This is a genomic window from Micromonospora terminaliae, from assembly GCF_009671205.1.
Lineage (GTDB): Bacteria > Actinomycetota > Actinomycetes > Mycobacteriales > Micromonosporaceae > Micromonospora > Micromonospora terminaliae.
This window is the reverse complement of record NZ_CP045309.1, coordinates 6,049,040-6,074,388: the sequence shown is the minus strand read 5'-3', so window position 1 is coordinate 6,074,388 and position 25,349 is coordinate 6,049,040. Positions and strand designations below refer to the sequence as shown.

Here is a 25,349-nt window from a genome sequence, read left to right as displayed (position 1 = left end):
TCAGGCCCCGGGCCGGATGCCCCAGGCGCCCCGCCACGTCTGCCCGGGGGCCAGCGTGATGAGGTCCCGGCCGGAGCGGAAGGCGTCGGCCGGGCAGGTCATCGGCTCGACCGCCACCGACCGCCGGTGCCGCTCCCCGGTGAGGGTGTCCCCGGTGAAGACCTGCCACCAGCCGAACTCGCCGTCGGCCCAGATGTGCACGGCGGCCGAGCCGTCCGGGGCGGCCAGGGTCACCGACGAGCCGCCGTCGGCGTCCCGCACGATGTCGCCGAACGCGAGGTCGAGCACCGCGTTGCCGATCGCGCGGGGCTCGGTGTAGTCGTACTCGGTGCCGGCCACCCCGGTCGCGGCCACCGGCAGCAGCCGGTTGTCCAGCAGCACCCGGGTCCGGCCGGGCACCCGCATGGTCAGCTCGTCCACGCCGACCTTCGGCAGCTGCAGGTAGGGGTGCACGGAGAAGCCGAACGGGGCCGGCTCGCCGGACAGGTTGGTCACCTCGTGCTCGGCGCGCAGCCCGTCGGCACCGACACTCCACCGGCTCGTGAGGCGCAGCGCCCACGGGTAGCCGGGGCTGGGCGGCAGCTCGTAGCCGATCGTGACGCTCTTCGGCGACCGCTCGACGAGCTGCCACCGCACCCAGTTGACCAGGCCGTGGATGGCGTTGTGCCGGGCCGGCTCGGTCAGGTCGAGCTGGAACGACCGCTCCCCGAAGGTGTACGCCCCGTCCCGGATCCGGTTCGGCCAGGGGGCCAGCACGTGTCCGGCCGAACCGGGGGCGATCTCGTCCGCCTCGTACCCGTCGAGGTAGTCGGTCCCGTCGTGCCGGTAGGCCCGCAGGCCACCGCCGACCTCCACCACGACGGCCTCGTGGCCGTCGGCCGCGATGGTCCACTGTGTTCCGGACGGGGACGGGCGCACGTCGGTCTCCATGTCGGCGACCTTAGTCCGTCGCACCCGTACGTCGCGCAGCCCGCCCGGCAACGTCCCAGCGTGCGGCCGGTCCGGCCCGGGGCGGCGGTCCGCCCCGGGCCGTCGGTCAGGTCCGCTCGCCCGCCCCGGCGGCCCGGTAGCGGAGCAGGGCCGGGAAGACCGTCACGAGCAGCACCGCGAGCACGGCCGAGGCGAGACCGCCGCCCACCATGGCGACGGTCGTGCCGGAGGCGGCGGCCATCGCGCCGGCACGCAGGTCGCCCAGGCGCGGGCCACCGGCGACCACCACCGTGTTGACGCCCTGGAGCCGGCCGCGCATCCGGTCCGGCGCGTAGATCAGCAGCATCGACTGCCGCAGGGTCGCGCTGACCAGGTCGGCGGCGCCGGCCAGGCCGAGCAGGGCCACCACGAGCCAGAGCTGGCGGGCCATCCCGGCGGCGGCGATCGCCACGCCCCAGCCGACCACGGCCACCACCAGCACGACGCCCTGCCGGCGTACCCGGCCGATCCAGCCGGAGGTGAGGCCGCCCAGCATCGCGCCGATGGCGATGGCGCTGTAGAGCCAGCCCACCGCCGCCCCGCCGCCGAACCGCTCGTGCGCCAGCTCGGGGAAGAGCGCCCGGGGCATGGCCAGGATCATGGCGATCAGGTCGATGGCGAACGAGAGCAGCAGCACCGGGGTGGTGGCCAGATAACGGAGCCCGTCGACGATGCTGGCCAGCCCCGCCTTGCGCGGCGTGCCGGCGCTGTCCGGATCGGGCTCGGGCGGCATGGCGGGCAGCCGCAGGGTGGCCCAGAGCGACACGGTGAACAGCAGCCCGTCGACGCCGTACGCGATCGGCAGCCCGACGTCGGTGCGCCAGGTGGCGAAGATGAGACCGGCGGCCAGTGGCCCGAAGACCGAGGTCGCCGTGAACGTGGTGAAGTTCAGCGTGCTGGCCGCCGGGACGAGGTCGGCCGGCACAAGGCGGGGCAGGATGGCGCTGCGGGTCGGCGAGGTGATCGCGAACGCGATCGACTGCACCGCGACCAGGACGAGCAGCAGCACCGGGCTGCCCACCCGCAGCAGCGACTGGAGCAGCAGCGCCAGCGTCGACGCCCACAGCAGGGCGCCGCCGCCCAGCAGCACCCGGCGGCGGTCCCGGGCGTCGGCGACCGCGCCGCCCCACAGTCCGAAGACCAGCAGCGGCACGAAGCCGGCGATCCCGAGCAGGCCGACCCAGAACGAGCCGCCGGTCAGGTCGAACATCTCCACCGGCACGGCCACGGCCGTGAACTGGAAGCCGAACATCGCCACGGCGTTGCCGAGCCACACCCGGCGGTACGCGGGAACACCCAGCGGACGCAGGTCGATGGCCCAGCGGCGCGCTCCGCGCGGCCGGGCCTCCTTCACCCCCGTCACGGGGCCAGCCGCTCGATCGCCCAGGCGCCGTCCCCGGTACGCCGGAACCGCAGCCGGTCGTGCAGCCGGCTGGCCCGGCCCTGCCAGAACTCCACCGTCTCCGGCCGCACCCGGAAGCCGCCCCAGTTGGGCGGGGCGGGAATCTCCGCCACGTCGGCGAAGCGCTCGGCCGCCGCCCGGTACGCCGCGTCCAGCGCCGCCCGGTCCGGCATCACCGCCGACTGGGTGCTCGCCCAGGCCCCGAGCTGCGAGCCGCGCGGACGGACCGCGAAGTACGCCTCCGTCTCGGCCCGGTCGACCCGGCTCACCCGGCCGGTGACCGTCACCTGCCGCTGCATCGGGAACCAGGGGAAGACCAGGCTGGCCCACGGGTTGGCGGTCGCCTCGCCGCCCTTGCGGGAGTCGTAGTTGGTGTAGAAGACGAACCCGTCCGGGTCGTACCCCTTGAGGAGCACGGTGCGGCCGCTCGGCCGCCCGTCGGCGTCGGCCGTGCCGACCACCATGGCGTTCGGTTCGGGCAGCGGATGCGCCACCGCGTCGGCGAACCAGCGGGCGAACTGGGTGTGCCAGTCCGGCGCGAGATCCGATTCGGAAAGGCCCAGGTCGGCGGCGTACTCGTTACGCATGCCGGCCGGGGCAGGTGTGTCGCCCGTCACTCTCGTCGTCCCTCTCCCGGGGATACCGGCGTCCCCCGACGCTGGCCAGACCCCGCCACCCAGTCTTCTCCTGCCCGTGAGCATGTCCACCGGCGGGGATGTCATGTGGCGCACAGTCGCTGCGGGTCGCGAACCCGGTTACCCAGCAGGCAAGATGTTCCGAACACATCCCTGAGGGGGTCGCCCGAGCCGCGGGCCCGTCCAGCCCGCGCGGCCGCCACCACCGCCGGAAGCCAGGAGACGACATGTCCGACTTCAAACCGGGCCTGGAGGGCGTCGTAGCCTTCGAGACCCAGATCGCCGAACCGGACCGCGAGGGTGGCGCGCTGCGCTACCGCGGCGTGGACATCGAGGATCTGATCGGTCAGGTCTCCTTCGGCAACGTCTGGGCGCTGCTGGTCGACGGGCGCTTCGGCCCGGGCCTGCCGCCGGCCGAGCCCTTCCCGGTGCCGGTGCACTCCGGCGACATCCGCGTCGACGTGCAGTCCGCGGTCGCCATGCTCGCCCCGTACTGGGGGCTCAGCCAGCTCCTCGACATCTCCGACGAGCAGGCCCGCGAGGACCTGGCCCGGGTGTCGGTCACCGCGCTGTCCTTCGTCGCCCAGTCCGCCCGCGGCCTCGGCCTGCCGGCCGTGCCGCAGAAGGAGATCGACAAGGCGGAGACGATCGTCGAGCGGTTCATGAAGCGCTGGCGGGGCGAGCCCGACCCGCGGCACGTCAAGGCCGTCGACGCCTACTTCATCTCGGCCGCCGAGCACGGCCTGAACGCCTCCACCTTCACCACCCGGATCGTCGCCTCCACCGGCGCCGACGCCGCGGCCTGCATCTCCTCCGGCATCGGCGCCCTCTCCGGCCCGCTGCACGGCGGCGCGCCGTCCCGGGTGCTCAGCATGCTGGAGGCCGTCGAGCGCAGCGGCGACGCCGAGGGCTACGTCAAGGGCGTCCTCGACCGGGGCGAGCGGCTCATGGGCTTCGGCCACCGGGTCTACCGGGCCGAGGACCCGCGCGCCCGCGTGCTCCGCCGCACCGCCAAGGAGCTGGGCGCGCCGCGCTTCGAGATCGCCGAGGCGCTGGAGAAGGCCGCCCTGGCCGAGCTCCAGGCCCGCCGCCCGGACCGGGTGCTCGCCACCAACGTCGAGTTCTGGTCGGCCGTGGTGCTCGACTTCGCCGAGGTGCCCGCGCACATGTTCACCTCGATGTTCACCTGTGCCCGGATGGGCGGTTGGTCCGCCCACATCCTCGAGCAGAAGAAGCTCCAGCGGCTGGTCCGCCCGTCGGCCCGCTACGTCGGCCCGGGCAGCCGGAAGCCGCAGGAGGTCGAGGGCTGGGACGCCATCCCGCACGGCGTCTGACCCCTCCCCGCGTACCCCTGCCAGGGCCCGGTCCGTCGCGGACCGGGCCCTGGTCCGTGTGGCGCATCCCTCAGCCCCGGTCGTGGGACCAGCCGCCGGGCCGGGCCGTGCGGGTGCGAGGATGAAGGCCGGCAGTGCCGCCGGACCGGGCTCGGACCCGGCTCCGCCGCGCCCCCGCGCGTGGCCGCCGTCGCTCCGCGCCCCGCTGAAAGGGCCCGCCCTCGCCCATGCGGAAGGATCGAGACAACCGTGGCTGACGCACCGACCATCCGGATTCCCGACGACATCAAGCCCGCCGACGGCCGCTTCGGCTGCGGGCCGTCCAAGGTCCGTCCCGCGGCGGTCTCCGCACTCGCCGACGTCGCCACCAGCTACCTGGGCACCTCGCACCGGCAGAAGACGGTCCGCGACCAGGTGGCCCGGCTGCGCCGCGGCCTCGCCGAGTTCTTCGCCCTCCCCGATGGCTACGAGGTGGTGCTCGGCAACGGCGGCACCACCGCCTTCTGGGAGGTCGCCACCTTCGGCCTGATCCGCGACCGGGCGCAGTTCGCCAGCTTCGGCGAGTTCGGCGCCAAGTTCGCCAAATCGGTCAAGGACGCGCCGTTCCTGGGTGAGCCGACCGTACGCAAGTCCGAGGCGGGCAGCGCACCGACCCTGGTCGCCGAGGCCGGCGTGGACGTCTACGCCACCCCGCACAACGAGACCTCCACCGGCGTGGCCGTGCCGATCAGCCGGGTCCCGGGCGCCGACGAGGGCTCGCTGCTGCTGGTCGACGCCACCTCGGGCGCCGGCGGCCTGGAGGTCAACGTCGGCGAGACCGACGTCTACTACTTCGCCCCGCAGAAGTGCTTCGGCTCCGACGGCGGCCTCTGGCTCGCCCTCATGTCGCCGGCCGCGCTCGCCCGGGCCACCGAGATCAAGGAGTCGGGCCGCTACATCCCCGCCTTCCTCGACCTGGTCACCGCGATCGACAACTCGCGGCTGGAGCAGACCTACAACACGCCCGCGCTGGCCACCATCTTCCTGGCCGCCGAGCAGACCGACTGGATGAACTCGCAGGGCGGCCTGGCCTGGGCGGCCAAGCGCACCGCCGAGAGCGCCGGCATCGTCTACGGCTGGGCGGAGCGCTCCTCGTTCGCCACCCCGTACGTGGCCGACCCGGCGCTGCGCTCCAACGTGGTCGCCACCATCGACTTCGCCGACGGGGTGGACGCTTCGGCGATCGCCAAGGTGCTGCGCGCCAACGGCATCGTCGACACCGAGCCGTACCGGAAGCTCGGCCGCAACCAGCTCCGCGTCGCGCTCTTCCCGGCGGTCGAGCCGGCCGACGTGGAGGCGCTCACCGCGTCGATCGACTACGTGGTCGAGCGACTCTGATCATCTGATCACGGTGGGTGGTCGCCGGAGCCCCGGCGACCACCCACCGTGATCATCGTTGCAGCTCAGTCGCGACATGCCGAGTGTCGCATCCCCCAGCTTCGGGTAGATGAGCGTACGGTGGTCCGAGACGCCCGGGTGGCCGGCTCGTGGCGTGACGGCCAGCGAAGCGGGACGGAGGCAAGCCCATGCGCCCAGTACGCTTCGTCGCCCTCTCCGAGGACGGCCAGGCTCTGGTGCTCGCCGACGAGGTCGGGCGCCTGCTCGCCCTGCCGATCGACGAGCGCATCGCCTCGGCACTGCACGCCGAGCCGGGCGCGCCCCCGCTCGCCGTGGTGCCGAGCGCCACCGACCCGACGCCGTCGCTCTCCCCACGGGACATCCAGGCCCGGATCCGCTCCGGCGAGTCCGCCGAGGACGTCGCCCGCATCGCCGGCGTGCCGGTCGACCGCGTCCTGCGCTACGCCGGTCCGGTGCTCCAGGAGCGGGCCATGCTCGCCCAGCACGCCCGGCGCACCCGGCTCAAGGGCGCCGAGAAGCCGACCCCGCTGGCCGAGGTGGTCAGTGGCCGGCTGGCCCAGCACGGGATCGACACCGAGAAGATCTCCTGGGACGCCTACCGCCGCGACGACGGCACCTGGCGGATCATCGCCACCTGGCCGTCCGGCAAGGCCACGGCGCAGGCGGTCTGGGACCTCGACAAGCTCCGGCAGAACGTCAGCCCACACGACGACATGGCGCAGTACCTGTGCGCCGAGCGGCCCACGCCGATCCTCGGCCAGGAGCCGGCGCCCGAGCGGGGCGGCCACGCGCTGCCCGGCCCGTCGCGCGGCGAGCCGAGCCGAGGCGGGCACGGCCTGCCGTCGCCCGGCGAGCACGCCCGTCCGGGGCGGGACCCGATCCGCGCCGGCCGCGACGCGCTGCTCGCCTCGCTGGACCGGCCGCTCGGCGGCACGTCCGGTCGCGGCCTGGACACCCGCTCCCCGGCGGCGCTGGCCGGGTCCGACGCGCCCCGCCAGCGGGCGGTCACCGGCGGGGCGGCCGCGCTGCTCGGCGGCGGCCAGGGCTCCGCGTTCGACGACGACTCGGACGCGCCGAAGGAGATCCCCGCCGTGCCGTCGCTGGCCGTGCTCCGGCCGCGGCGCACCGGCGCACCGGCGGCGACCGGCGGCACCGGCACCGAGTCCACCGAGGCCGGTGGCAAGCCGCGCAAGCGGCTACCGAGCTGGGACGACGTCCTCTTCGGCACCGGCCCGGCGGCCCGCGAGTCCTCCTGATCGACGGGCCACCCTGGTAACGCAAGGCACTCTAAGTGCCCGCGTGCCAGGGTGGACTCATGGAGTACACGAACCTGGGACGCACCGGCCTCTCGGTGAGCCGCCTCTGCCTCGGCACCATGAACTTCGGGCCGCAGACCGACGAGCCGGACAGCTTCGCCATCATGGACCGGGCGCTGGAACACGGGATCAACTTCTTCGACACCGCGAACGTCTACGGCTGGAAGCTCGGTGAGGGCGTCACCGAGCAGATCATCGGCCGCTGGTTCGCCCAGGGCGGCGGGCGCCGCGACCGGGTCGTCCTGGCCACCAAGGTCTACGGCAAGATGGGCGAGTGGCCCAACGAGCAGGGCCTGAGCGCCCGGCACATCATCCGGGCCTGCGAGGACTCGCTGCGCCGCCTCCAGACCGACACCATCGACCTCTACCAGATGCACCACATCTCCCGGACCACGCCGTGGGAGGAGATCTGGCAGGCCATGGAGACCCTGGTCGCCCAGGGCAAGGTCATCTACGTCGGCTCGTCCAACTTCGCCGGCTGGCACATCGCCCAGGCGCAGGCGGCGGCCGGCCGCCGCAACTTCCTCGGTCTCGTCTCCGAGCAGTGCATCTACAACCTGATGACCCGGCACGTCGAGCTGGAGGTGGTCCCGGCCGCGCAGCACTACGGCCTGGGCATCATCCCCTGGTCGCCGCTGCACGGCGGACTGCTCTCCGGGGTCATCCGCAAGATGGCCGAGGGCGGCGCGGCCCGCGGCACCACCGGCCGGTCGGCCGACGCGCTGGCCGAGCACCGGACCACCATCGAGGCGTACGAGAAGCTCTGCGCTGACCTGGGCCACGACCCGGCCGACGTGGCGCTGGCGTGGCTGCTCTCCCGCCCGGGCGTGACCGCCCCGATCGTCGGCCCGCGCACCATGGACCAGCTCGACCGCAACCTCGGCGCCCTGGACGTGAAGCTCGACGAGGCGACGCTGGAGAAGCTCGACGAGCTGTTCCCGCCGATCGGCAACGGCGGCCCCGGCCCGGAAGCCTGGGCCTGGTGACCCGCTGACCGGGTCGGCCGGGCCTTCCCGGCCGGCCCGGTCAGACCGGCCAGGCGGCCAGGCGGTCGTAGGTGGGGTGGGGGCCCGGGTGGCTGCGCATCAGGACCAGCTCGTCGGCGCTCCACTCGGGGCCGAGGTAGTCGTGCAGGGTCTCCCGGTCGGCGAGCACGTCGGCACGGTCGATCCGGTCGCCGGGGCGGGCGATGGTCAGGTGGGCCCGGAACGGCTTCTCGTCGTGCGGCAGCCGGGCGCGGCGCAGCCCGGACCGGATCAGCCGGGCCAGCACGGCCAGCCCGTCGACCTCGCCGCGCACGTCCACCCACAGCACGGTGAACCGGCCGCGCCCGAAGCTGCCCCCGCCGCCGAGCCGCAGCCGCGGCGAGCTGCCCCGGGCGTCCCGGAAGGTCTGCGCGGCCAGGCCGAGCGCGCTCTCCACGTCGACCAGCCGGTCGTCGGGCACATCACCCAGGAACGCCAGGGTGAGGTGGGCGTTGGCCGGGTCGGCCAGCCGGACGTTGGTGCCGGCCGCCGCGGCGGCTCCGGTGCGCAGCCGGGACACCTGCGCGCTCAGGTCGTCGACCGCCGGCTTCGGCGGGTAGACCGCGACGAAGAGCCGCACCGGTCAGCGGTGCCGCTGATGGTGGCCCGGACGGGCGGCGGGCAGCGTGAGCCCGGCGGCGTGCAGGAGGCCCTCGACGCGTACCCGTTCGATCTCCCGGTCGACGCCGTCCAGCTCGGCCAGGTGCTCGCCGATGCCGAGCGCGGCGCAGGCGGCCCGCAGCCGCTCGTCGTACGCGTCGATGACCGCGCCGTGCCACACCACCGACCGGTCGGCGGCGGCGAGCCGGTGGCCGCCGAGGCGGCGCAGGTCGACGGCCAGCTGTTCCAGCGGGCGGCGGTTCTCCCGGTCGAACTCGGTGAGGTCGATGTCGCGGGTGAGCGACTCGGCCTCGATGGCCCGGTCCAGCCGCGCGATGGTGCGGCGTGCCCGCCGCCGCTCCCGCCACTCCGCCCAGCCGCAGACCACCCGGTCGAGGATCTCGTCGGCGCAGAAGACCAGCGCGAAGAGGGCGGGCAGGCAGCAGACGGCGAGGATCGCCAGCACCAGCAGCAGACCCCGCCCCACTCCCACATATCGACGCTAAGCCGCGTTGTCGCCGTCCGCCACCCGATTGGCGAGATCCGGACGCGAATGAATGAGGAAGGACCGGTACCCGCGGGCGGGAACCGGTCCTTCGGTGGTCGACGGGTCACTCCGCCCCGGGCGACACCACGTAGAAGCGCGGCATGGGCAGCACCCGCAGCCGCAGCCGGGCGCCGGAGCGGCGCAGCTGCCAGGTGAGCGCCAGCAGGGCGGCGGCCAGCGAGATCAGCCCACCGATCCAGATGCTCGCGCCGGCGCCGAAGGTCTCGGCCACCCAGCCGATGATCGGCGCGCCGACCGGGTTGGTGCCGAGGAAGACGAGCACCCACAGCGCCATGACCCGGCCTCGGAAGGCGGCGTCGACGCCGAGCTGGACCCGCTGGTTGGCGGCCTGCGCGAAGAAGACCATGAAGAACCCGGTGGGCAGCAGCAGCGCCACCACCAGCCAGTACGACCCGGCGAGCCCCACCAGCGTGCCGAAGCTGGCACAGCCGACCGCCGCACCGAGCACCAGCCACACGGTGGGCCGGCTGCGCCGCCCGGTGCCGGCCAGGGCGCCGACCAGCGCGCCGACCGCCAGCGCGGTGGTGAACAGGCCGAACGAGGCGGCACCTGTCTTGAACACGGTCTTGGCCAGCGCGGCGAGGGTGAGCTGGAAGTTGAACAGGGTCATCCCGACCACCGACATGAGCGCCATCGGCAGCAGGATGTCGGGGCGGCGCGCGACGTACCGGAGGCCGTCCACGACCTTGGCCTGGTCGCGCTCGCCGGCCGGCGGCAGGTCCTTGCGGTACAGCTCGCTGGTGCGCATCCGAACCACGTTGACCAGCGGCGCGATCGAGCTGAACGCGGTGATCAGGAAGACCGGGCCGACGTCGAAGGCGGCGATGGCCAGGCCGGCGACGGCCGGGCCGAGGATCCGGGCCGAGTTGAAGGTGGCCGCGTTGAGCGAGAGCGCGTTCGGCAGCAGCGGCATGCCGACCAGCTCGGAGACGAACGCCTGCCGCACCGGGGTCTCCACCGCGTTGAACACCCCGAGCAGGGCGGCGAACGCGAAGACGTGCCAGAGCTGCACCAGCCCGGTGACCACGAGCAGGCTCATGGCCAGCGCCAGCACGGTCCAGAAGATGTTGGCGACGAAGAGCAGCATCCGCTTGTCGTAGCGGTCGGCGAGGCGGCCGGAGATCAGTGTCAGCAGCAGCACCGGGGTGAACTGGAGCGCGGTGACCACGCCGAGCGCGGTCGCCGAGTTGCCGCTGAGGTCGAGGACGAGCCAGTCCTGAGCGATGTACATCATCCAGACGCCGATCAACTTGATCAGCTGTCCGGTGGCGAAGAGTCGGTAGTTGCGGACTCGTAGGGACTGGAACATCGTGCTCAACTTGGCCTGCACTCTAGGTGCGCCTCCTCGCGGTCAGGTATGCCTCATCCACAGCGGACGAAGCGGACCGCGGGACGCGGGTACCCGCTCAGGCGCGAGCGATGCCCTGCAGGATGTCGGCGGCACGTCGCAGCGTGTCGCGTTCCTCCTCGGTCAGGGCGGCCAGCCGACTGGCCAGCCACTCGTTGCGGGCCCGCTCGAACTGGTCGAGTACGGCCCGTCCCCCCTCGGTAGCCGCCAGGATGACCTGCCGTCCGTCGGTCGGGTGGGGGGTCCGCTGCACGAGGCCGCGGTCCTCCAGCTTCGCGACGATCTTCGTCATCGTGGGCGGCTGCACCCGCTCGATGTCGGCCAGCTCCCGGGGTGTCAGGGCGCCCGCCAGATTGAGGCTGGTGAGCGCCGAGAGCTGGGTGACCGTGAGGTCGCCGACCGGTCGGGCCTGTCGGACCCGCCGATTGAGTCGGGTGATCGCATCACGCAGCTGAGGGGCCAGCTGCGCCGGTGGCACGCGTTTCGCCGTCACCGTCCGCTCCGTCACACTAGTTAGCTTAACTAATGAGCCTGGCTAACGACATGCGATATGACCAGGCTCACCAGGGGTCAGAGGGGTCAGAGCAGCACGGACTCGATCGGCCCGCGCAGGAAGTAGAGGATGAACAGCGCCGCCACCCCGTACAGCAGGGGGTGGACGTCGCGGACCTTGCCCTTTGCCAGCTTCAGCAGCACGAACGTGATCACGCCCGCGCCGATGCCGTTCGAGATCGAGTAGGTGAAGGGCATGAGCACGATGGTGAGGAACGCCGGGATGGCGATCTCGTAGTCGGTCCAGTCGATGGTGCGTACCGCGGTCATCATGAGGAATCCGACCACCACGAGCGCCGTGGACGCGGCCTCGAACGGCACCACGGCCGACAGCGGCGCCAGGAACATGGCCAGCAGGAACAGGACGCCGGTGACCAGGTTGGCCACCCCGGTCCGGGCGCCCTCCGCGACGCCGGCGGCACTCTCGATGTACGACGTGTTGCTCGACACCGACGCCGCGCCACCCGCCGCGGCGGCGATCGAGTCGACCAGCAGGATTTCGCGGGCCCGCGGCGGGGTGCCCCGCTCGTCGAGCATGTCGCCCTCCTGGCCGATGGCGACCATCGTGCCCATGGTGTCGAAGAAGTCCGTGATCAGCAGGGTGAACACGAACATCAGCGGGACCAGCCAGCCGACCCGGGTCCACGAGTCCAGCACGTTGAAGTTGCCGAGCAGCGAGAGGTCGGGGATGTCGACCACCTTCTTCGGCAGCTCCGGCACGTTGAGCGCCCAGCCCTTGGGATTCGGCTTCCCGTTCACGAAGGACGGGCCGATGTTGCCGACCGCCTCCACCACGATCGCCAGCACGGTGGAGACCAGGATGCCGATGAGGATCGCGCCGCGGACCCGGCGTACCACCAGCACCAGGGTGAGCAGCAGGCCCACCACGAAGACCAGCAGGGGCCAACTGACGATCTTGCCGCCGATGCCCAGCCCGACCGGCACGGTCGTGTTCGCCACGTCGGGCACCCGCCGGACGAAGCCGGCATCGACCAGGCCGATGATCGTCAGGAAGAGGCCGATGCCCACGCCGATCGCCGTCTTGAGCTGGGTCGGCACCGAGCGGAACACCGCCGTACGCAGCCCGGTGAGCACGAGGATGCCGATCAGCACACCCTCGATCACCACGAGGCCCATAGCGTCCGCCCAGGTCATCTGCGGTGCGATCTCGAACGCGACCAGCGCGTTCACGCCCAGCCCGGCGGCCAGCGCGATCGGGAACCGGGCCACCACGCCCATGAGGATGGTCATGACGCCCGCGACCAGCGCCGTGGCCGCCGCCAGCGCCGGGATGGCGAGCTTGCGCCCGTCACCGTCGACCGCGCTGCCCAGGATCAGCGGGTTCAACACCACGATGTACGCCATCGTGAAGAACGTGGCCAGCCCGCCCCGGACCTCCCGGCCCGGCGTCGACCGGCGGGCGGAGATCTCGAAGAAACGGTCGAAGGCGTTGCGCGGGTGCGCGGGGTCGGGTGGGGTGCCGTGGTCGGGCGGCGGCGCTATGGCCATCGGGTCCTCACATATTGATCGACCGGGTGTCGCGCGCATCGTCCCAGATCACTCGCGGGCAGGGAAGGACGATCGCGTACGCTGGGAGCGTGCCCCAGGAGCAGCAACCGCGGCCCGAGCCGCTCGACCCGCCGATGGTGCCGATCGCCGTCGCCGGGCTGGTCGTCTGGGCGGTGGCGGGGCTGGTGCTGCTGCTCTTCTTCCGTGACTGGCTCACCGCGCACGGGCACCAGAACTGGCTCTGGACCTGCCTGGCCGGTTTCCTGTGGGGCTTTCCCGGCCTGGCCGTGATGATGCGGCACGACGCCAACCGGCGCCGCCGCCGGGCCGCCACCGCCCGTCAGGGCTGATCCGTCAGGCCCTCAGGGCTGATCCGTCAGGAGTGGCCGTAGGGCTCCGCCGGCTCGGCCGCCTCGACCGAGCCCGGGGCCCGGCTCACCGAGACCGCCTCCACGGCGCTGTCGTCGTAGACCGTGGGCAGCTCGTCCACCGGCGTCTCGGTCGCCTCGATCAGCGTCTCGGAGTGCGCGCCGCAGCCGTGGTCGGCGCTGACCACCCGGCCGTCGTCCGGGGCGTAGAAGTTGCCGCAGGCGCCGAAGGCCTGCCGCATCGCACCGGCCAGCGGCAGGTAGAAGCCGCAGGTGCCGCAGCGGGCGGCGGCCGGCGCGGCCACCGAGATCGCGGCGTCGGGGCCGTGGTCGCCGTCGTACCAGCGCTGGGCCGCGTCGGCGCGGCCCTCGCGGGACAGCACCCGGGCCCGGCCGAGGCCCAGCTCCCAGGCGGTCTCCTCGACGGCCGGGTCGTCGGAGAGCAGGTAGCCGGGGGCGAGCCGCTCGTCGTCGGCCGGGGTGGGCAGCAGGTCGCCGGGGCCCAGGTCGCCCGGCTTGAGCCGCTCCTGCCAGGGCACCCAGCCGGGGGCGAGCAGCGCGTCGGCGCCCGGCAGCAGCACGGTCTCGCAGATGGTGACGGTGCGGCTGCGCGGCACCCGGGTGACCGTGACGGCCCAGCGCCAGCCCCGGTAGCCGGCCAGGCGGCACTCGAAGTAGTGGGTGACGAGCCGGTCGCCCTCGGCGACCGCCTGGAGGTGCTCGCCGACGTCGGCGGGTTCCACCTCGGTGATGGCGGCGCGGGCCACATCGACGGCGGCGGCGCACACCTGGTCGAGTCGGGGAGCGCGGGCGGAGGCGGGCCTGGTCACCGGACCATTGTTCCCCATGCCTGCCCTCGGGTGACAGGCACTCCCCGGAGTCGTTCTCTCCGGGTGATGCGGCACGCGTGGATCAGATGGGCGAGGATGGGACGCATGCCGCTGTCCTCCCGCCCCGGCCGGTCCGTCCTCGGGCGGACCGTCGGCACCGGCATCCGCGCCACCCGCCTACTGCTCCGGGGCTCGCTGCACGGCGGCCGGTGGATGACCCGGCGGGCCGGCACGGCCCGGGCCCGCAGCGCCGGCAACGAGGTCGGCATGGTCCGCCTCTTCGACCTGCACGCCCTCTCCTGCGCCGGCGACACCCTGATCGCCATCGGCCTGGCCGGCACCATCTTCTTCGACGTCCCGCTGGGCGAGGCGCGCAACAAGGTGGCCCTCTACCTGCTGGTGACCATGGTCCCGTTCGCCATGCTCGCGCCGGTGGTCGGCCCGCTGCTGGACCACTTCCGGCACGGCCGCCGCTACGCGCTCGCCGCCACCATGCTGGGCCGGGCCTTCCTGGCCTGGCTGATCTCCGACTACATCGGCGGCTTCGGGCTCTATCCCGCCGCGTTCGGGGTGCTCGCCCTCTCCCGGGCGTACGGGGTGGCCCGCTCGGCCGCGGTGCCCCGGCTGCTGCCCGAGGGGCTCGGGCTGTCGCAGGTGGGTGCCCGGGCGAGCGTCTACGGCACGGTGGCCGGCGCGCTGGTCGCCCCGATCGGGCTGGCCGCGTTCTGGCTCGGGCCGCAGTGGCCGCTCCGGGTCGCCTCCGTGATCTTCCTGATCGGCATGGTGATCTCGCTGCGGCTGCCGCCACGGGCCGACTCGGAACCACCGGAGCGGGTGCCCCGGCCGCTGCGGGCGCTGCGCCGGCGGGACGGGGAACGCCCGCTGGGCCGGGGCCGCCCCGCCGGCCGACTGGTGATCGCCACGCTGATCGGCGCGGCGGCGCTGCGCGGGCTCTACGGCTTCCTCCTGCTCTTCCTGGCCTTCGCGATCAAGGCCGGTGACCTGACCACCGACTTCTTCGGCCGGGACCTGGGCGCCCAGGGTGCGCTCGGCCTGGTCGGCGGCGCCCTGGCGGTGGGCACCTTCCTGGCCACCGCGATCGGCACCCGGCTGCGCATCCACCGCCCGGCGGCGATCCAGTCCAGCGGCACGGTCATCGTGGCCGGCGTGGCGGTGCTCGCCGCGCTGAAGTTCTCGCTGCCCATGGTGGCGCTGCTCTGCCTGGTCGCCTCGATGATGAGCGGCATCGCCAAGCTCGCGGTCGACGCCTCGATCCAGGAGCGGATCCCGGAGCGGCTGCGCGCCAGCTCGTTCGCCCACTCGGAGACGGCACTGATGCTGGCCTTCGTGGCCGGCGGCGGGCTCGGCCTGGTCCCGTTCACCGGCCCGGTCGGCGTGGCTGTCGCCGCCTGCGTGGCCGCGTTGGTGGCCGCCCGCGGCGTGCTGGTGGCCACCCGGCTGCGCAGCGAGCACCTGCTCGGCCGCCCGCTCGGCGACGACGAGCTGGCCACCGAGGCAGGCGGGGCGGTGGACGACGCCACCCCCACGTCCCCGGCCCCGCACCGCGCCGACCCGCGGCCGCACCCGGACGACGACGACCTGGCCCCGCCCGGTTTCCACATCTACCGCCCCTCCTCCTCCGTCGGCGGCCCGGGCGGCAGCGAGGACGAGAACCGGCGGGAGCCCCGGGGACCGGTGGCGTGAGCGGGCTGCTGGTGGTGACCGCCGTGCCCGCCGAGGCCGACGCGATCCGGGCGGGCCTCACCGATCCCACGGTCACGGTCGCGCCGGTCGGGGTGGGACCCGCCGTGGCCGGCGCCGCCACCGCACGGCTGCTGGCGCTGGCCGAGGCGGCCGGACGCCCGTACCGAGCGGTGGTCAGCGCGGGCATCGCGGGCGGCTTCGTGGACCGCGCCCCGGTCGGCGGCACCGTCCTGGCCACCCGCAGCGTCGCCGCCGACCTGGGCGCCGAGTCCCCTACCGGCTTCATCGCCGTGGAGGACCTGGGCATGCCGCCGGAGCTGCTGGGCGGCGGCAGCGTCGTACCCGCCGACCCCGGCCTGCTGGGCGCCCTCCGCACCGCCCTGCCGGAGGCCACCGTCGGCGCGGTGCTCACGGTCAGCACGGTGACCGGCACCGCCGCGAGCACCGCGGCCCTCGCCGACCGGCACCCCGACGCCGTGGCCGAGGCCATGGAGGGGTACGGCGTCGCCGTCGCCGCCACCCAGGCCGGCCTCCCCTTCGCCGAGCTGCGCACGGTCTCCAACCCGATCGGCCCGCGCGACCGCGGCTCGTGGCGGATGCGCGAGGCGTTCGCCGCCCTCACCGCGGCCGCAGCCGCCCTCCGCTGACCGGCCGCTCGAAGCGCAACGCCGCCGGCCGGCTCGCCTCCAGCTCGAATCCGCACGCCTCCAGGAAGGTGATTCCCGGCTCCTGGGCCAGCGCCCGGACGCAGACCCGCGGGCGCACCGGTTGATCCCGCTGCCCGTCGCGCTCGCCCGCGAGACCACCCGACGCCACCTCGGCGAGCAGCGCTTCCACCAGCCGACGCCCGATGCCCAGCCGGCGGCGCTCGGCCGCGACCAGCACGCCGTCCAGGACAACCTCCCACTCCCCTGGGCGCTCCTCGCCACCCCACCGCAGGTGCGGGCTCTGCTCGTGCGCCCGCAGCTCACCCACCAGGTCACCGCCCGGCAGTTCGGCCACGAAACGCCACGCCGTCGTCGGCACGGTCGGCCCGGTCACTCGCCGTACCGCCACGGACCGCCGAATCCGATCGCCCTCGCGCCGCCGATCCCGGTGGTCCCGGTTCAACCGGTAGGTGGCCGGCGGCAGCGGTAGCGGCCACCGCTTCGGCGGCAACGTGTACCACTCCGCCCACCACGCGCCCGGCCAGTCCCGGGGTTCGCGGACCTCCCACACGTCGAGATGTGCGGGATAGCGCCGACCGGCCTCGTCCCGCAGCTTCCCGTGCGGCACCGGCGGCGGGCAGCCATCCTCGCCGGCCGGCCCGGCGTCGAATCCCACCCGTCCTCCCGCCGCCCGGATCAGCCGCTCCACCGTCCGGTAACGCGGGTCGGTGGTCCGCCCCGACTCGATCCGCGCAACCGCGGCCTGCGGAACTCCCGCCCGATCGGCCAGTTCCCGCTGGCTCAGGTCCGCCCGTCGCCGGAGCCGGCGAAGGAACTCACCCAGATCCGGCCCAGGCACGGGCTCCTGCTCGATAGCAGACATCGGCTCGGTCACACCCGTGATGCTCCGGCCCCCGAGCGGCGATCTCAACAGGTGCCGCCAACCTGTGGATAACCCTGTGGACATCCACTTCAGGAGGGGTCGACATGTGGATAGCGAGCCGCTGTCGAACTGAGTCGTTGGTGATGTCGCGCGGGGACTGGGGCCGACAGTTCAGCCGCGTGACCTGTGACCGCGCCCGCGGTGGCCGTCCTGCTGGGGCACGCCCTCGGAGCTGAGTCGCCGGTGACATCGCACCAGGCCGCGGTCCATCGAGTAATGGCACGCCTTTCGAGCTGAATCGCCGGTGACATCGCACCAGGCCGCGGTCCATCGAGTAGTGGCACGGCCTTTCGAGCTGAGTCGTTGGTGATGTCGCACGAGACTTCGGTCGATCGGGTAGCCGTATGGCCTCCAAGCTGAGTCGGTGACGACGCCACCTGCGAACCGGCCGCTCTCCGATGAGTCGTTCGCGACATCAGCTCGAAAGGCAGCGACAGGTTGCCTTCGACCCCGCCCGCGGCCACAGCCGGCGACACCTCGACGCCAGACGACCGCCACCGAGACGGTTGAGCCGAGTCGCCGACGGCGCCACCTGCGAACCGATCGCTCCCCGATGAGTCGTCCCCGACATCAGCTCGAAAGGCAGCGACAGGTTGCCTTCGAACCCGCCGGCCGGGGCGAGCGGTACATCCAAAGCCGAGTGGGCGGGCCACATCCGGGGCGAGTGGCCTGGGGCACCCCTCGGACCAGGGTGGCGGGGCCACGACCCGGCGGGGTTACGGTGGGGGCGTGGCGCTCTCCCTGGCGATCTCGCCCTGCCCCAACGACACCTTCGTCTTCGACGCCCTCGTGCACGGCCGGGTGCCCGGCGCGCCGGCCGTCGAGGTGACCTACGCGGACGTGGACGTCACCAACACGGCCGCCGAGCGTGGGGCGTTCGACCTCGTGAAGGTGAGCTACGCGGCGCTGCCGTGGCTGCTCGACGAATACCACCTGCTGCCCTGCGGTGGGGCGCTCGGTCGGGGTTGCGGGCCGCTGGTGCTGACGCGCGGCGACCGGACCGACCTCTCCGGTGCGACGGTGGCCGTGCCGGGTGAGCGGACCACGGCGTACCTGCTGTTCCGGCTCTGGGCTGCGGAGCAGCCGCCGGCGCGGATCGAGGTCGTGCCGTTCCACGAGATCATGCCGGGCGTGGCGGCCGGGCGGTACGACGCCGGGCTGGTGATCCACGAGGCGCGCTTCACCTACCCGCGGCACGGGCTGACCGCCCTGGTCGACCTCGGCGAGTGGTGGGAGGGCGACACGGGGCTGCCGATCCCGCTCGGCGCGATCCTGGCCCGCAAGGGCGCCGTGGACCCGGTCGAGGCGGCCGCCTGGATCCGCGAGTCGGTCCGGCAGGCGTGGGCCGACCCGGAGGCCAGCCGGGAGTACGTGCTCGCGCACGCGCAGGAGATGGAGCCCGACGTGGTGGACCGGCACATCGGCCTCTACGTCAACGAGTTCACCGCCGACCTGGGAGAGGCCGGCTTCGCCGCCGTGGAGGCGCTGCTGGGCCGGGCCGCCGACGCCGGGCTCGTCCCTCAGACCTCCAGCTCGCGCGCCACGGCGTGGACCAGCTGAGCGATCTTCTGCGCGGTCTTCCGGTCCGGGAAGCGGCCCCGGCGCAGGTCCGGCTGGACCTTCGCCTCCAGCACCTTGATCATGTCTTCGACCAGGCCGTGCAGCTCCTCGGCCGGCCGCCGGCGCAGCTCCGCCACCGAGGGCGGCGCCTCCAGCAGCTTGACCCCCATGGCCTGGGCGCCCCGCCGGCTGTCCACCACGCTGAAATCGACCCGCTGGCCGCCCTTCAGGTCGGCGACACCCGCCGGTAGCGCGCCCTTGGGCAGGAACACGTCGCCACCCTCGTCGCTGGTGACGAACCCGTATCCCTTGGCCGCGTCATACCACTTCACTCGACCCGTCGGCACCTGAAACCCCTGCTTCGCTCGGAACCTCTACCCCTCCAAGGCTAGCCCGATGATCCGGTCCAGCGCCGCTGGGAATCCGGTGAGATCATCCAGCACCACGCGCGCCCCGGCGGCGCTCAGGTCGTCCCTCGTGCAGGGGCCGGTTGCCACTCCCACGCCCGGGATTCCCGCGGCTTGTGCGGCGGCCATGTCGGCCACATGATCGCCGACGTAGAGGGTCGCGCCGTGCTCCCGCAGCGCGGTCGCCTTCTGCTCGGCGAACAGGTCACCCGCCAGCTCGTCGACGGCCAGGCCGAGGTGATCGAGGTGCAGCTTCGCCAGCCGGCCGATCTTGGAGGTCACCACCATGACCCGGCCGCCGCGCGCGTGCACCGCCTTGATCGCGTCCTCCGCGCCGGGCATCGGCAGGGTCGGGGTGATCGCGTACGCCGGGTAGAGCTCCCGGTACGCGAGGACCGCCTCCTCGACCTGCTCGGGCGGGAACCAGTGCGCGATCTCGGTGCGCAGCGGCGGCCCGAGGCGGGAGACCGCCAGCTCGGCGTCGACGGGCACGCCGGTCTGCGCGGTCAGCGCCCGGTAGGCGGCCGCGATGCCGGGGCGCGAGTCGACCAGGGTCATGTCGAGGTCGAAGCCGACCATGAGCGAGGGCATGTCGAGAACGTACCCGTCCGAGGGGCGCGACCGGCCCCGGCCGGGCTAGCGTGGAACGACGATGACCACCTCATTCGCCGACCACCTGCGGACCCTTCCCGACGAGTCCCTGGCCGCCCTGCTCCAGCTGCGGCCGGACCTCGTCGTACCGGTGCCGGCAGACGTCTCCGCCCTCGCCATCCGCGCCCAGTCGCGGGTCTCCGTGGCGCGGGCGCTCGACGGGCTGGACCAGTTCACCCTCCAGATCCTGGACGCCGCCCGCCTCACCCGGGACCCGGAGAGCGGCGGCACCGCCACCGAGGCCATCCTGGCCCTGGCGACCTCCGGCCCGCACCCGCCCGCCCCGGCCGCGGTCCGCGGCGCGGTGAACCGGCTCCGCGCGCTCTTCCTCCTGTACGGGCCGGAGCACGACCTGCGCGTGGTGGGCGGCGTCGACGAGGTGTCCCCGTACCTCGCGGGTCTGGGTCGCCCGGCCGCGGAGCTGGACCCGCGCGCGGCGGCCGTGTGCACGGACCCGGCGAAGCTGCGGCGGACGCTGCTGGCCGCGCCGCCGTCGGCCCGGGCGATCCTGGACCGGCTCGCCGCCGGACCGCCGGTCGGCACCGTGCCCCCGGGCGCGCTGGAGGCCCCCGCGACCGGTGAGGAGGACGTCCTCCCGCCGGACCTGGTCAACGGCGGGGCGGCCACCGGCTCCCCGATCCGCTGGCTCGTGGAGCACCGGCTGCTCGTGCGGATGTCGGCCGTCAAGGGGGGCGGCAGCGTCGAGCTGCCCCGCGAGGTGGGGCTGCTGCTGCGGCGGGACACCGGCCCGCTCGGCCCGCTGCGCACCACCCCGCCCGAGGTGTCGACCCCGCCGCGCGAGGCCAAGTCCGTCGACTCGGCCGGCGCCGGGCAGACCATGGAGGTGGTCCGGCACACCGAGGCGCTGCTCGAGGCCCTGGCCGCCGAGCCGGCCCCGGTGCTGCGTTCCGGCGGCGTGGGCGTGCGCGACCTGCGCCGGCTGGCCCGCGGCATCGGGCTGGACGACGCGACCACGGCGCTGCTCTTCGAGGTGGCCTACGCGGCCGGGCTGGTCGGCGAGCTCGACCTGACCGGGTCGGTCACCACGCGGTACGGGGGCGACCAGCAGATCCTGCCCACCGGCGGGTACGAGGTGTGGCGCGCCGCCTCGCTGGCCCAGCGCTGGGAACAGCTGGCCCGGGCGTGGCTGATGATGACCCGCCAGGTGGGCCTGGTCGGGCAGCGCGACGACCGGGACCGGCCCATCTCGGTGCTCTCCGCCGAGGCGGAACGCGCCGGCGCGCCGGCCGCCCGGCGTTCGGTGCTCGCCGAGCTAGCCGACCTGCCCCCGGGCACCGCACCGACCCCGGAGGAGGTGCTGGAGCTGCTGGACTGGCGGGCGCCCCGGCGCGCCCGGGGGCGGGAGACGGCGCACCGCGAGGTGCTGGCCGAGGCCGCCCAGCTCGGGGTGACCGGGCTCGGGGCGCTGACCTCGTACGGGCGGCTGCTGCTGGCCGAGCTGAGCGACGCCGACGAGCGGGCCGCCGACCCGCTGGGGCTGCACTCCGAGGCGGAGTCGGGTGAGCCGTCCACCGCGGTCCGGGCGCTGGACGCGCTGCTGCCCGCACCCGTCGACCACTTCCTCGTGCAGGCCGACCTCACCGTGGTGGTGCCCGGCCCGCCCGATCCGGCGCTCGCCGGCGAGCTGGATGTGGTGGCCGAGCACGAGTCGGCCGGCGGGGCGAGCGTCTACCGGGTCACCACGGCCAGCGTCCGGCGGGCCCTGGATGCCGGCTACTCGGCCGACGACCTGCACGCGCTGTTCCGCCGCCGGTCGCGTACCCCGGTGCCGCAGGGGCTGTCCTACCTGGTGGACGACGTGGCGCGCAAGCACGGCGGGCTGCGGGTCGGCTCGGCCGGCGGCTACGTACGCAGCGACGACGAGGCACTGCTCACCGAGGTGCAGGCCGACAAGCGGCTGGAGGCGCTGGCCTTCCGCCGGCTGGCGCCGACGGTGCTGATCACCCCGTACCAGGTGAACCGGATGCTGACCGCGCTGCGCGACGCCGGTTACGCGCCGGTCGCCGAGGACGCGGGCGGCGCGGCGGTGCTCGCTCGGCCGAAGACGCGGCGGGCGCCGGCCCGGGTGCACGCCGCGGGCCGCACCCTCGACCCGCTCGCGGCGCCGCGGCTGCCGATGCCCCGGCTGCTCGGCGTGGTCGAGCAGATCCGCCGGGGCGACGCGGCGGCCCGGGCGGCGCGGCGCGCCCCCGAAGTGGTCCGCGGGACGCGCAAGGGCCCGGGGCCCGCGCACACCCACAGCGACGCCCTGGCGGTGCTCCAGCAGGCGGTACGGGACAAGGCGCTGGTCTGGGTCGGCTACGTCGACGCGCACGGGGCGACCGCGTCCCGCCTGGTCCGGCCGGTCTCGATGGGGGCCGGCTACCTGCGTGCCGAGGACGAGCGCACGGAGATGCTGCACACCTTCGCGCTGCACCGGATCACGGCGGCGGTGCTGGAGGACTAGTCGCCGTTGCGGCGCAGGGCGCCGACCACCGAGACGGCGAGGAGCAGGGCGAACGCGGCGCCGGCCGACTCGCCGACCGAGTCGACGAAGCCCTGCCGCTGCACCAGCAGCCCGAACAGGAACCAGCCGAAGATGCCGGTGGCGGCGGCAGCGTAGCCGAACAGGGCCGCCGGTGAGACCTCCGGCCGGCGTGCCCGGTCGTCCTCGGGAAGCACGTCGTGGTCGACCGTCATCTGCAGCCCCTCCCCCGCACCGTGGTGGACCCGGCCTCCAGCGTGGCACCGGAGGGGGTCACCCGGACAGGGGATAAAACCCTGATCCGGGCGCGCGTGTCACGGGCGGTCGGGTATCAGGTGCCCGGGCGGTGGCCGAAGACGACCACCCGGGTGCCGACCGAGCCCAGCTCCCAGAGGCGTACGGCGTCGCGGTGCAGCAGGTTCACGCAGCCGTGCGAGCCGATCGAGCCGTTGTGCAGGTAGGTCGTCGTCTCGTGGAAGCCGATCCCGCCGTTGAACCGCTGCCAGTAGGGCAGCCACACCTCGTACGGGTTGGACCACTCGCGCATGTTCTTCCCGCCGACGGAGTAGGTGCCGGTCGGGGTGGCGTAGCCGGCCATGCCGGTGCGGGTCACCGTCGGGCCCATGACCACCTTCCCGCCGCGCATGGCCCAGACCGTCTGGTGGGTCAGGTCGACGCAGAAGGTGGTGCGGGAGCCCGCGTTGCAGCGCCCCGTGTCGGTGTTCGCCAACCGCTTCGCCACGTCGTACGTGGTGGGGCCGGCGCGACCCGTGGCCGGGCTGATCCCGTACCGGATCTGGAACTTCTTGATCGCGGCGCAGTCGGCGGCCGACTGCTTTCCGTCCACGCTCAGCGTCCCGAAACCGCCCAGCCGGCTCAAATACGTCTCCACGGCCTTCTGCTGCTCCCCCTCCGGGCACCCGGCGGGCTTCGACGGCTTCGGCGTGGCCGGCTTCGGTGTGGTGCGGCTGGGTTTCGGCGTGGTCGTCCGGCTCGGCGTCGCCGACGGGGACGCGGCCGGCTGCTCCGGCGTGGGCGGCGCGCTCGCCCCCGATGCCTCCTCCGTCACGCCGACGGGCGCCGGGGCGGCGGCCCCGGTTCCGCCGGCCTGCGGATCGCGCGCGCACGCACCGACGCCGACCAGCACGACCGCTGCCAGGCAGACGGCCCGGACGGCGAACCGGACACGCTTCATGGGCCCTCCCCTGGACAGTTGTCCCGCTTGCTAGACGTACGGGAGCAGTGTGACGTTGCAGGTCCAGCGAGACTTTTTCCGGACACCTGTCGGCGTGCAACACTGGATGGTCCGCCTTCGGCAGGTCAGCCGCCGTGCGGGCGAGAATTTCCGGTCAAGGAGAGGACGCTGGCGTGAGCGGTGGACCACTGATCGTGCAGTCGGACAAGACCCTGCTGCTGGAGATCGACCACCCCGACGCCCAGGCGTGCCGGATGGCCATCGCGCCCTTCGCCGAGCTGGAGCGTTCCCCCGAGCACGTGCACACCTACCGGCTCACCCCGCTGGGCCTGTGGAACGCCCGAGCCGCCGGCCACGATGCCGAGGGCGTGGTGGACACGCTGATCAAGTACTCCCGCTACCCGGTGCCGCACGCGCTGCTGGTCGACGTGGCCGAGACGATGGACCGGTACGGCCGGCTCCAGCTCGCCAACGACCCGGCGCACGGCCTGGTGCTCCGCGCGCTGGACCGGGTGGTGCTGGTCGAGGTCGCCAAGAGCAAGAAGCTCGCCGGGATGCTCGGCGCGAAACTCGACGACGACACCATCCAGGTGCACCCCTCCGAGCGCGGCCGCCTCAAGCAGGCGCTGCTGAAGCTCGGCTGGCCCGCCGAGGACCTGGCCGGCTACGTCGACGGCGAGGCGCACCCCATCGAGCTGGCCGAGGCCGGCAAGGACGGCGGCAAGCCGTGGACGCTGCGGTCGTACCAGCGGGAGGCCGTCGAGGCGTTCTGGGCGGGCGGCTCCGGCGTGGTGGTGCTCCCCTGCGGCGCCGGCAAGACCCTCGTCGGGGCGGCGGCCATGGCCGAGGCCAAGGCCACCACGCTGATCCTGGTCACCAACACGGTGGCCGGCCGGCAGTGGAAGCGCGAGCTGATCGCCCGCACGTCGCTCACCGAGGACGAGATCGGCGAGTACTCGGGTGAGCGCAAGGAGATCCGCCCGGTCACCATCGCCACGTACCAGGTGCTCACCTCCCGCAAGAAGGGCGTGTTCACCCACCTCGACCTGTTCGGCGCCCGCGACTGGGGCCTGGTCGTCTACGACGAGGTGCACCTCCTGCCCGCGCCGATCTTCCGCTTCACCGCGGACCTGCAGGCCCGCCGCCGGCTCGGCCTCACGGCGACTCTGGTACGCGAGGACGGCCGCGAGGGCGACGTGTTCAGCCTGATCGGCCCGAAGCGGTACGACGCGCCGTGGAAGGACATCGAGCAGCAGGGCTGGATCGCCCCGGCCGAGTGCACCGAGGTACGGGTGACGCTGACCGACGCGGAGCGGATGTCGTACGCGACGGCGGAGGCCGAGGAGCGCTACCGGATGGCGGCCACCGCCCGGACGAAGCTGCCGGTGGTGCGGGCGCTGGTCGAGCGGCACCCCGACGAGCAGGTGCTCGTGATCGGCGGGTACATCGACCAGCTGCACCAGCTCGGGGAGTACCTGGACGCGCCGATCGTGCAGGGGTCGACGACCAACAAGGAGCGGGAGCGGCTGTTCGACGCGTTCCGGTCCGGTGAGGTGAAGACGCTGGTCATCTCCAAGGTCGGGAACTTCTCGATCGACCTGCCGGAGGCCGCGGTGGCCATCCAGGTGTCGGGGACCTTCGGGTCCCGGCAGGAGGAGGCGCAGCGGCTGGGGCGGGTGCTGCGGCCCAAGTCCGACGGGCGGCAGGCGCACTTCTACACCGTCGTCTCCCGGGACACGATCGACACCGAGTACGCGGCCCACCGCCAGCGGTTCCTCGCCGAACAGGGGTACGCGTACACCATCGTGGACGCCGACGACGTCCTCGGCCCGAAGCTGCCGACCATCGACTGAGCTGCCCCGCGCAGCACGGTGGGCCGCCCCGAACGGGACGGCCCACCGTG

At 73.7% G+C, this 25,349-nt stretch carries 24 protein-coding genes; 10 read left to right on the top strand and 14 right to left on the bottom strand.

Annotated elements, in window-relative coordinates; translation table 11 throughout:
* From GCE86_RS28155 to pdxH, 3 genes are all read right to left on the bottom strand, one after another.
* Nucleotides 1-930, bottom strand: coding sequence for an aldose 1-epimerase family protein (locus tag GCE86_RS28155; RefSeq protein ID WP_154229702.1), 930 nt, complete (start codon nt 928-930; stop codon nt 1-3).
* Between the two features lie 106 nt (nt 931-1,036).
* The gene (locus GCE86_RS28150; protein ID WP_154229701.1) at nt 1,037-2,332 is read right to left on the bottom strand and encodes an MFS transporter; all 1,296 of its coding nucleotides are present in this window, start codon (nt 2,330-2,332) and stop codon (nt 1,037-1,039) included.
* Nucleotides 2,329-2,958 carry a pyridoxamine 5'-phosphate oxidase gene (gene pdxH, locus GCE86_RS28145; RefSeq protein ID WP_204341668.1) on the bottom strand — a complete coding sequence of 210 codons (630 nt, stop codon included), beginning with the start codon at nt 2,956-2,958 and terminating at the stop codon, nt 2,329-2,331. The genes GCE86_RS28150 and pdxH overlap by 4 nt, the downstream gene beginning before the upstream one ends.
* A gap of 275 nt (nt 2,959-3,233) precedes the next feature.
* Here pdxH and GCE86_RS28140 point away from each other — a divergent pair, with 275 nt between their 5' ends.
* The 4 genes from GCE86_RS28140 (at nt 3,234) to GCE86_RS28125 (ending at nt 8,040) form a co-directional block, all read left to right on the top strand.
* Nucleotides 3,234-4,340 (top strand): citrate synthase 2, encoded by a 1,107-nt coding sequence (locus GCE86_RS28140; protein WP_091261011.1) that lies wholly within the window; start codon nt 3,234-3,236, stop codon nt 4,338-4,340.
* 249 nt (nt 4,341-4,589) lie between these two features.
* A complete protein-coding gene (gene serC, locus GCE86_RS28135; protein ID WP_154229700.1) occupies nt 4,590-5,717 on the top strand; it encodes a phosphoserine transaminase in 1,128 nt (375 codons plus the stop codon).
* 188 nt (nt 5,718-5,905) lie between these two features.
* Nucleotides 5,906-6,994 carry a septation protein SepH gene (gene sepH / locus GCE86_RS28130; protein ID WP_154229699.1) on the top strand — a complete coding sequence of 363 codons (1,089 nt, stop codon included), beginning with the start codon at nt 5,906-5,908 and terminating at the stop codon, nt 6,992-6,994.
* Between the two features lie 59 nt (nt 6,995-7,053).
* On the top strand, nt 7,054-8,040 hold the full coding sequence (locus tag GCE86_RS28125; RefSeq protein WP_154229698.1) for an aldo/keto reductase: 987 nt from the start codon (nt 7,054-7,056) through the stop codon (nt 8,038-8,040).
* 40 nt (nt 8,041-8,080) lie between these two features.
* Here GCE86_RS28125 and thpR read toward each other — a convergent pair whose 3' ends face one another.
* The 5 genes from thpR to GCE86_RS28100 form a co-directional block, all read right to left on the bottom strand.
* Nucleotides 8,081-8,659, bottom strand: coding sequence for an RNA 2',3'-cyclic phosphodiesterase (thpR, locus tag GCE86_RS28120; protein WP_154229697.1), 579 nt, complete (start codon nt 8,657-8,659; stop codon nt 8,081-8,083).
* Between the two features lie 3 nt (nt 8,660-8,662).
* Nucleotides 8,663-9,172: a hypothetical protein gene (locus GCE86_RS28115; RefSeq protein WP_154229696.1), complete on the bottom strand. Its 510-nt coding sequence runs from the start codon at nt 9,170-9,172 to the stop codon at nt 8,663-8,665.
* Between the two features lie 118 nt (nt 9,173-9,290).
* A complete protein-coding gene (locus GCE86_RS28110; RefSeq protein ID WP_154229695.1) occupies nt 9,291-10,577 on the bottom strand; it encodes an MFS transporter in 1,287 nt (428 codons plus the stop codon).
* A 76-nt stretch (nt 10,578-10,653) separates the two neighbouring features.
* Complete coding sequence (locus GCE86_RS28105) at nt 10,654-11,103, bottom strand: MarR family winged helix-turn-helix transcriptional regulator (RefSeq protein WP_208602683.1); 450 nt, start codon at nt 11,101-11,103, stop codon at nt 10,654-10,656.
* A gap of 71 nt (nt 11,104-11,174) precedes the next feature.
* Nucleotides 11,175-12,656: an NCS2 family permease gene (locus GCE86_RS28100; protein ID WP_154229694.1), complete on the bottom strand. Its 1,482-nt coding sequence runs from the start codon at nt 12,654-12,656 to the stop codon at nt 11,175-11,177.
* 134 nt (nt 12,657-12,790) lie between these two features.
* Here GCE86_RS28100 and GCE86_RS28095 point away from each other — a divergent pair, with 134 nt between their 5' ends.
* The gene (locus GCE86_RS28095; RefSeq protein ID WP_204341813.1) at nt 12,791-13,006 is read left to right on the top strand and encodes a DUF2530 domain-containing protein; all 216 of its coding nucleotides are present in this window, start codon (nt 12,791-12,793) and stop codon (nt 13,004-13,006) included.
* A gap of 26 nt (nt 13,007-13,032) precedes the next feature.
* Here the strand turns inward: GCE86_RS28095 and GCE86_RS28090 are convergent, their stop codons facing one another.
* Nucleotides 13,033-13,872 (bottom strand): DUF3027 domain-containing protein, encoded by an 840-nt coding sequence (locus GCE86_RS28090; RefSeq protein ID WP_154229692.1) that lies wholly within the window; start codon nt 13,870-13,872, stop codon nt 13,033-13,035.
* 87 nt (nt 13,873-13,959) lie between these two features.
* Here GCE86_RS28090 and GCE86_RS28085 point away from each other — a divergent pair, with 87 nt between their 5' ends.
* Together GCE86_RS28085 and GCE86_RS28080 are read left to right on the top strand one after the other, a co-directional pair.
* Complete coding sequence (locus tag GCE86_RS28085) at nt 13,960-15,558, top strand: MFS transporter (RefSeq protein ID WP_154229691.1); 1,599 nt, start codon at nt 13,960-13,962, stop codon at nt 15,556-15,558.
* A complete protein-coding gene (locus tag GCE86_RS28080; protein ID WP_154229690.1) occupies nt 15,555-16,205 on the top strand; it encodes a futalosine hydrolase in 651 nt (216 codons plus the stop codon). The genes GCE86_RS28085 and GCE86_RS28080 overlap by 4 nt, the downstream gene beginning before the upstream one ends.
* Here GCE86_RS28080 and GCE86_RS28075 read toward each other — a convergent pair.
* Nucleotides 16,177-17,064 carry a helix-turn-helix domain-containing protein gene (locus GCE86_RS28075; RefSeq protein WP_244317096.1) on the bottom strand — a complete coding sequence of 296 codons (888 nt, stop codon included), beginning with the start codon at nt 17,062-17,064 and terminating at the stop codon, nt 16,177-16,179. The genes GCE86_RS28080 and GCE86_RS28075 overlap by 29 nt on opposite strands.
* Before the next feature lie 813 nt (nt 17,065-17,877).
* On the opposite strand from GCE86_RS28075, the gene GCE86_RS28070 reads away from it, so the two are divergent.
* A complete protein-coding gene (locus GCE86_RS28070) occupies nt 17,878-18,708 on the top strand; it encodes a 1,4-dihydroxy-6-naphtoate synthase (protein WP_154229688.1) in 831 nt (276 codons plus the stop codon).
* Here the strand turns inward: GCE86_RS28070 and GCE86_RS28065 are convergent.
* Entirely contained in the window at nt 18,669-19,055 is a 387-nt protein-coding gene (locus tag GCE86_RS28065; RefSeq protein WP_026267952.1) for a cold-shock protein, read from the bottom strand. The genes GCE86_RS28070 and GCE86_RS28065 overlap by 40 nt on opposite strands.
* A 27-nt stretch (nt 19,056-19,082) precedes the next feature.
* The gene (locus GCE86_RS28060; RefSeq protein ID WP_154229687.1) at nt 19,083-19,706 is read right to left on the bottom strand and encodes an HAD family hydrolase; all 624 of its coding nucleotides are present in this window, start codon (nt 19,704-19,706) and stop codon (nt 19,083-19,085) included.
* A 61-nt stretch (nt 19,707-19,767) separates the two neighbouring features.
* On the opposite strand from GCE86_RS28060, the gene GCE86_RS28055 reads away from it, so the two are divergent.
* Nucleotides 19,768-22,233, top strand: a complete 2,466-nt coding sequence (locus GCE86_RS28055; RefSeq protein ID WP_154229686.1) for a helicase-associated domain-containing protein — start codon at nt 19,768-19,770, stop codon at nt 22,231-22,233.
* On the opposite strand, the gene GCE86_RS28050 is transcribed toward GCE86_RS28055, so the two are convergent.
* A complete protein-coding gene (locus tag GCE86_RS28050; protein ID WP_154229685.1) occupies nt 22,230-22,466 on the bottom strand; it encodes a hypothetical protein in 237 nt (78 codons plus the stop codon). The two genes, GCE86_RS28055 and GCE86_RS28050, sit on opposite strands and share 4 nt — an antisense overlap.
* 116 nt (nt 22,467-22,582) lie before the next feature.
* A complete protein-coding gene (locus GCE86_RS28045; protein WP_154229684.1) occupies nt 22,583-23,446 on the bottom strand; it encodes a L,D-transpeptidase family protein in 864 nt (287 codons plus the stop codon).
* A gap of 173 nt (nt 23,447-23,619) precedes the next feature.
* Here GCE86_RS28045 and GCE86_RS28040 point away from each other — a divergent pair, with 173 nt between their 5' ends.
* Nucleotides 23,620-25,299, top strand: a complete 1,680-nt coding sequence (locus GCE86_RS28040; RefSeq protein WP_154229683.1) for a DNA repair helicase XPB — start codon at nt 23,620-23,622, stop codon at nt 25,297-25,299.
* The last annotated feature ends 50 nt before the right edge of the window (nt 25,300-25,349 follow it).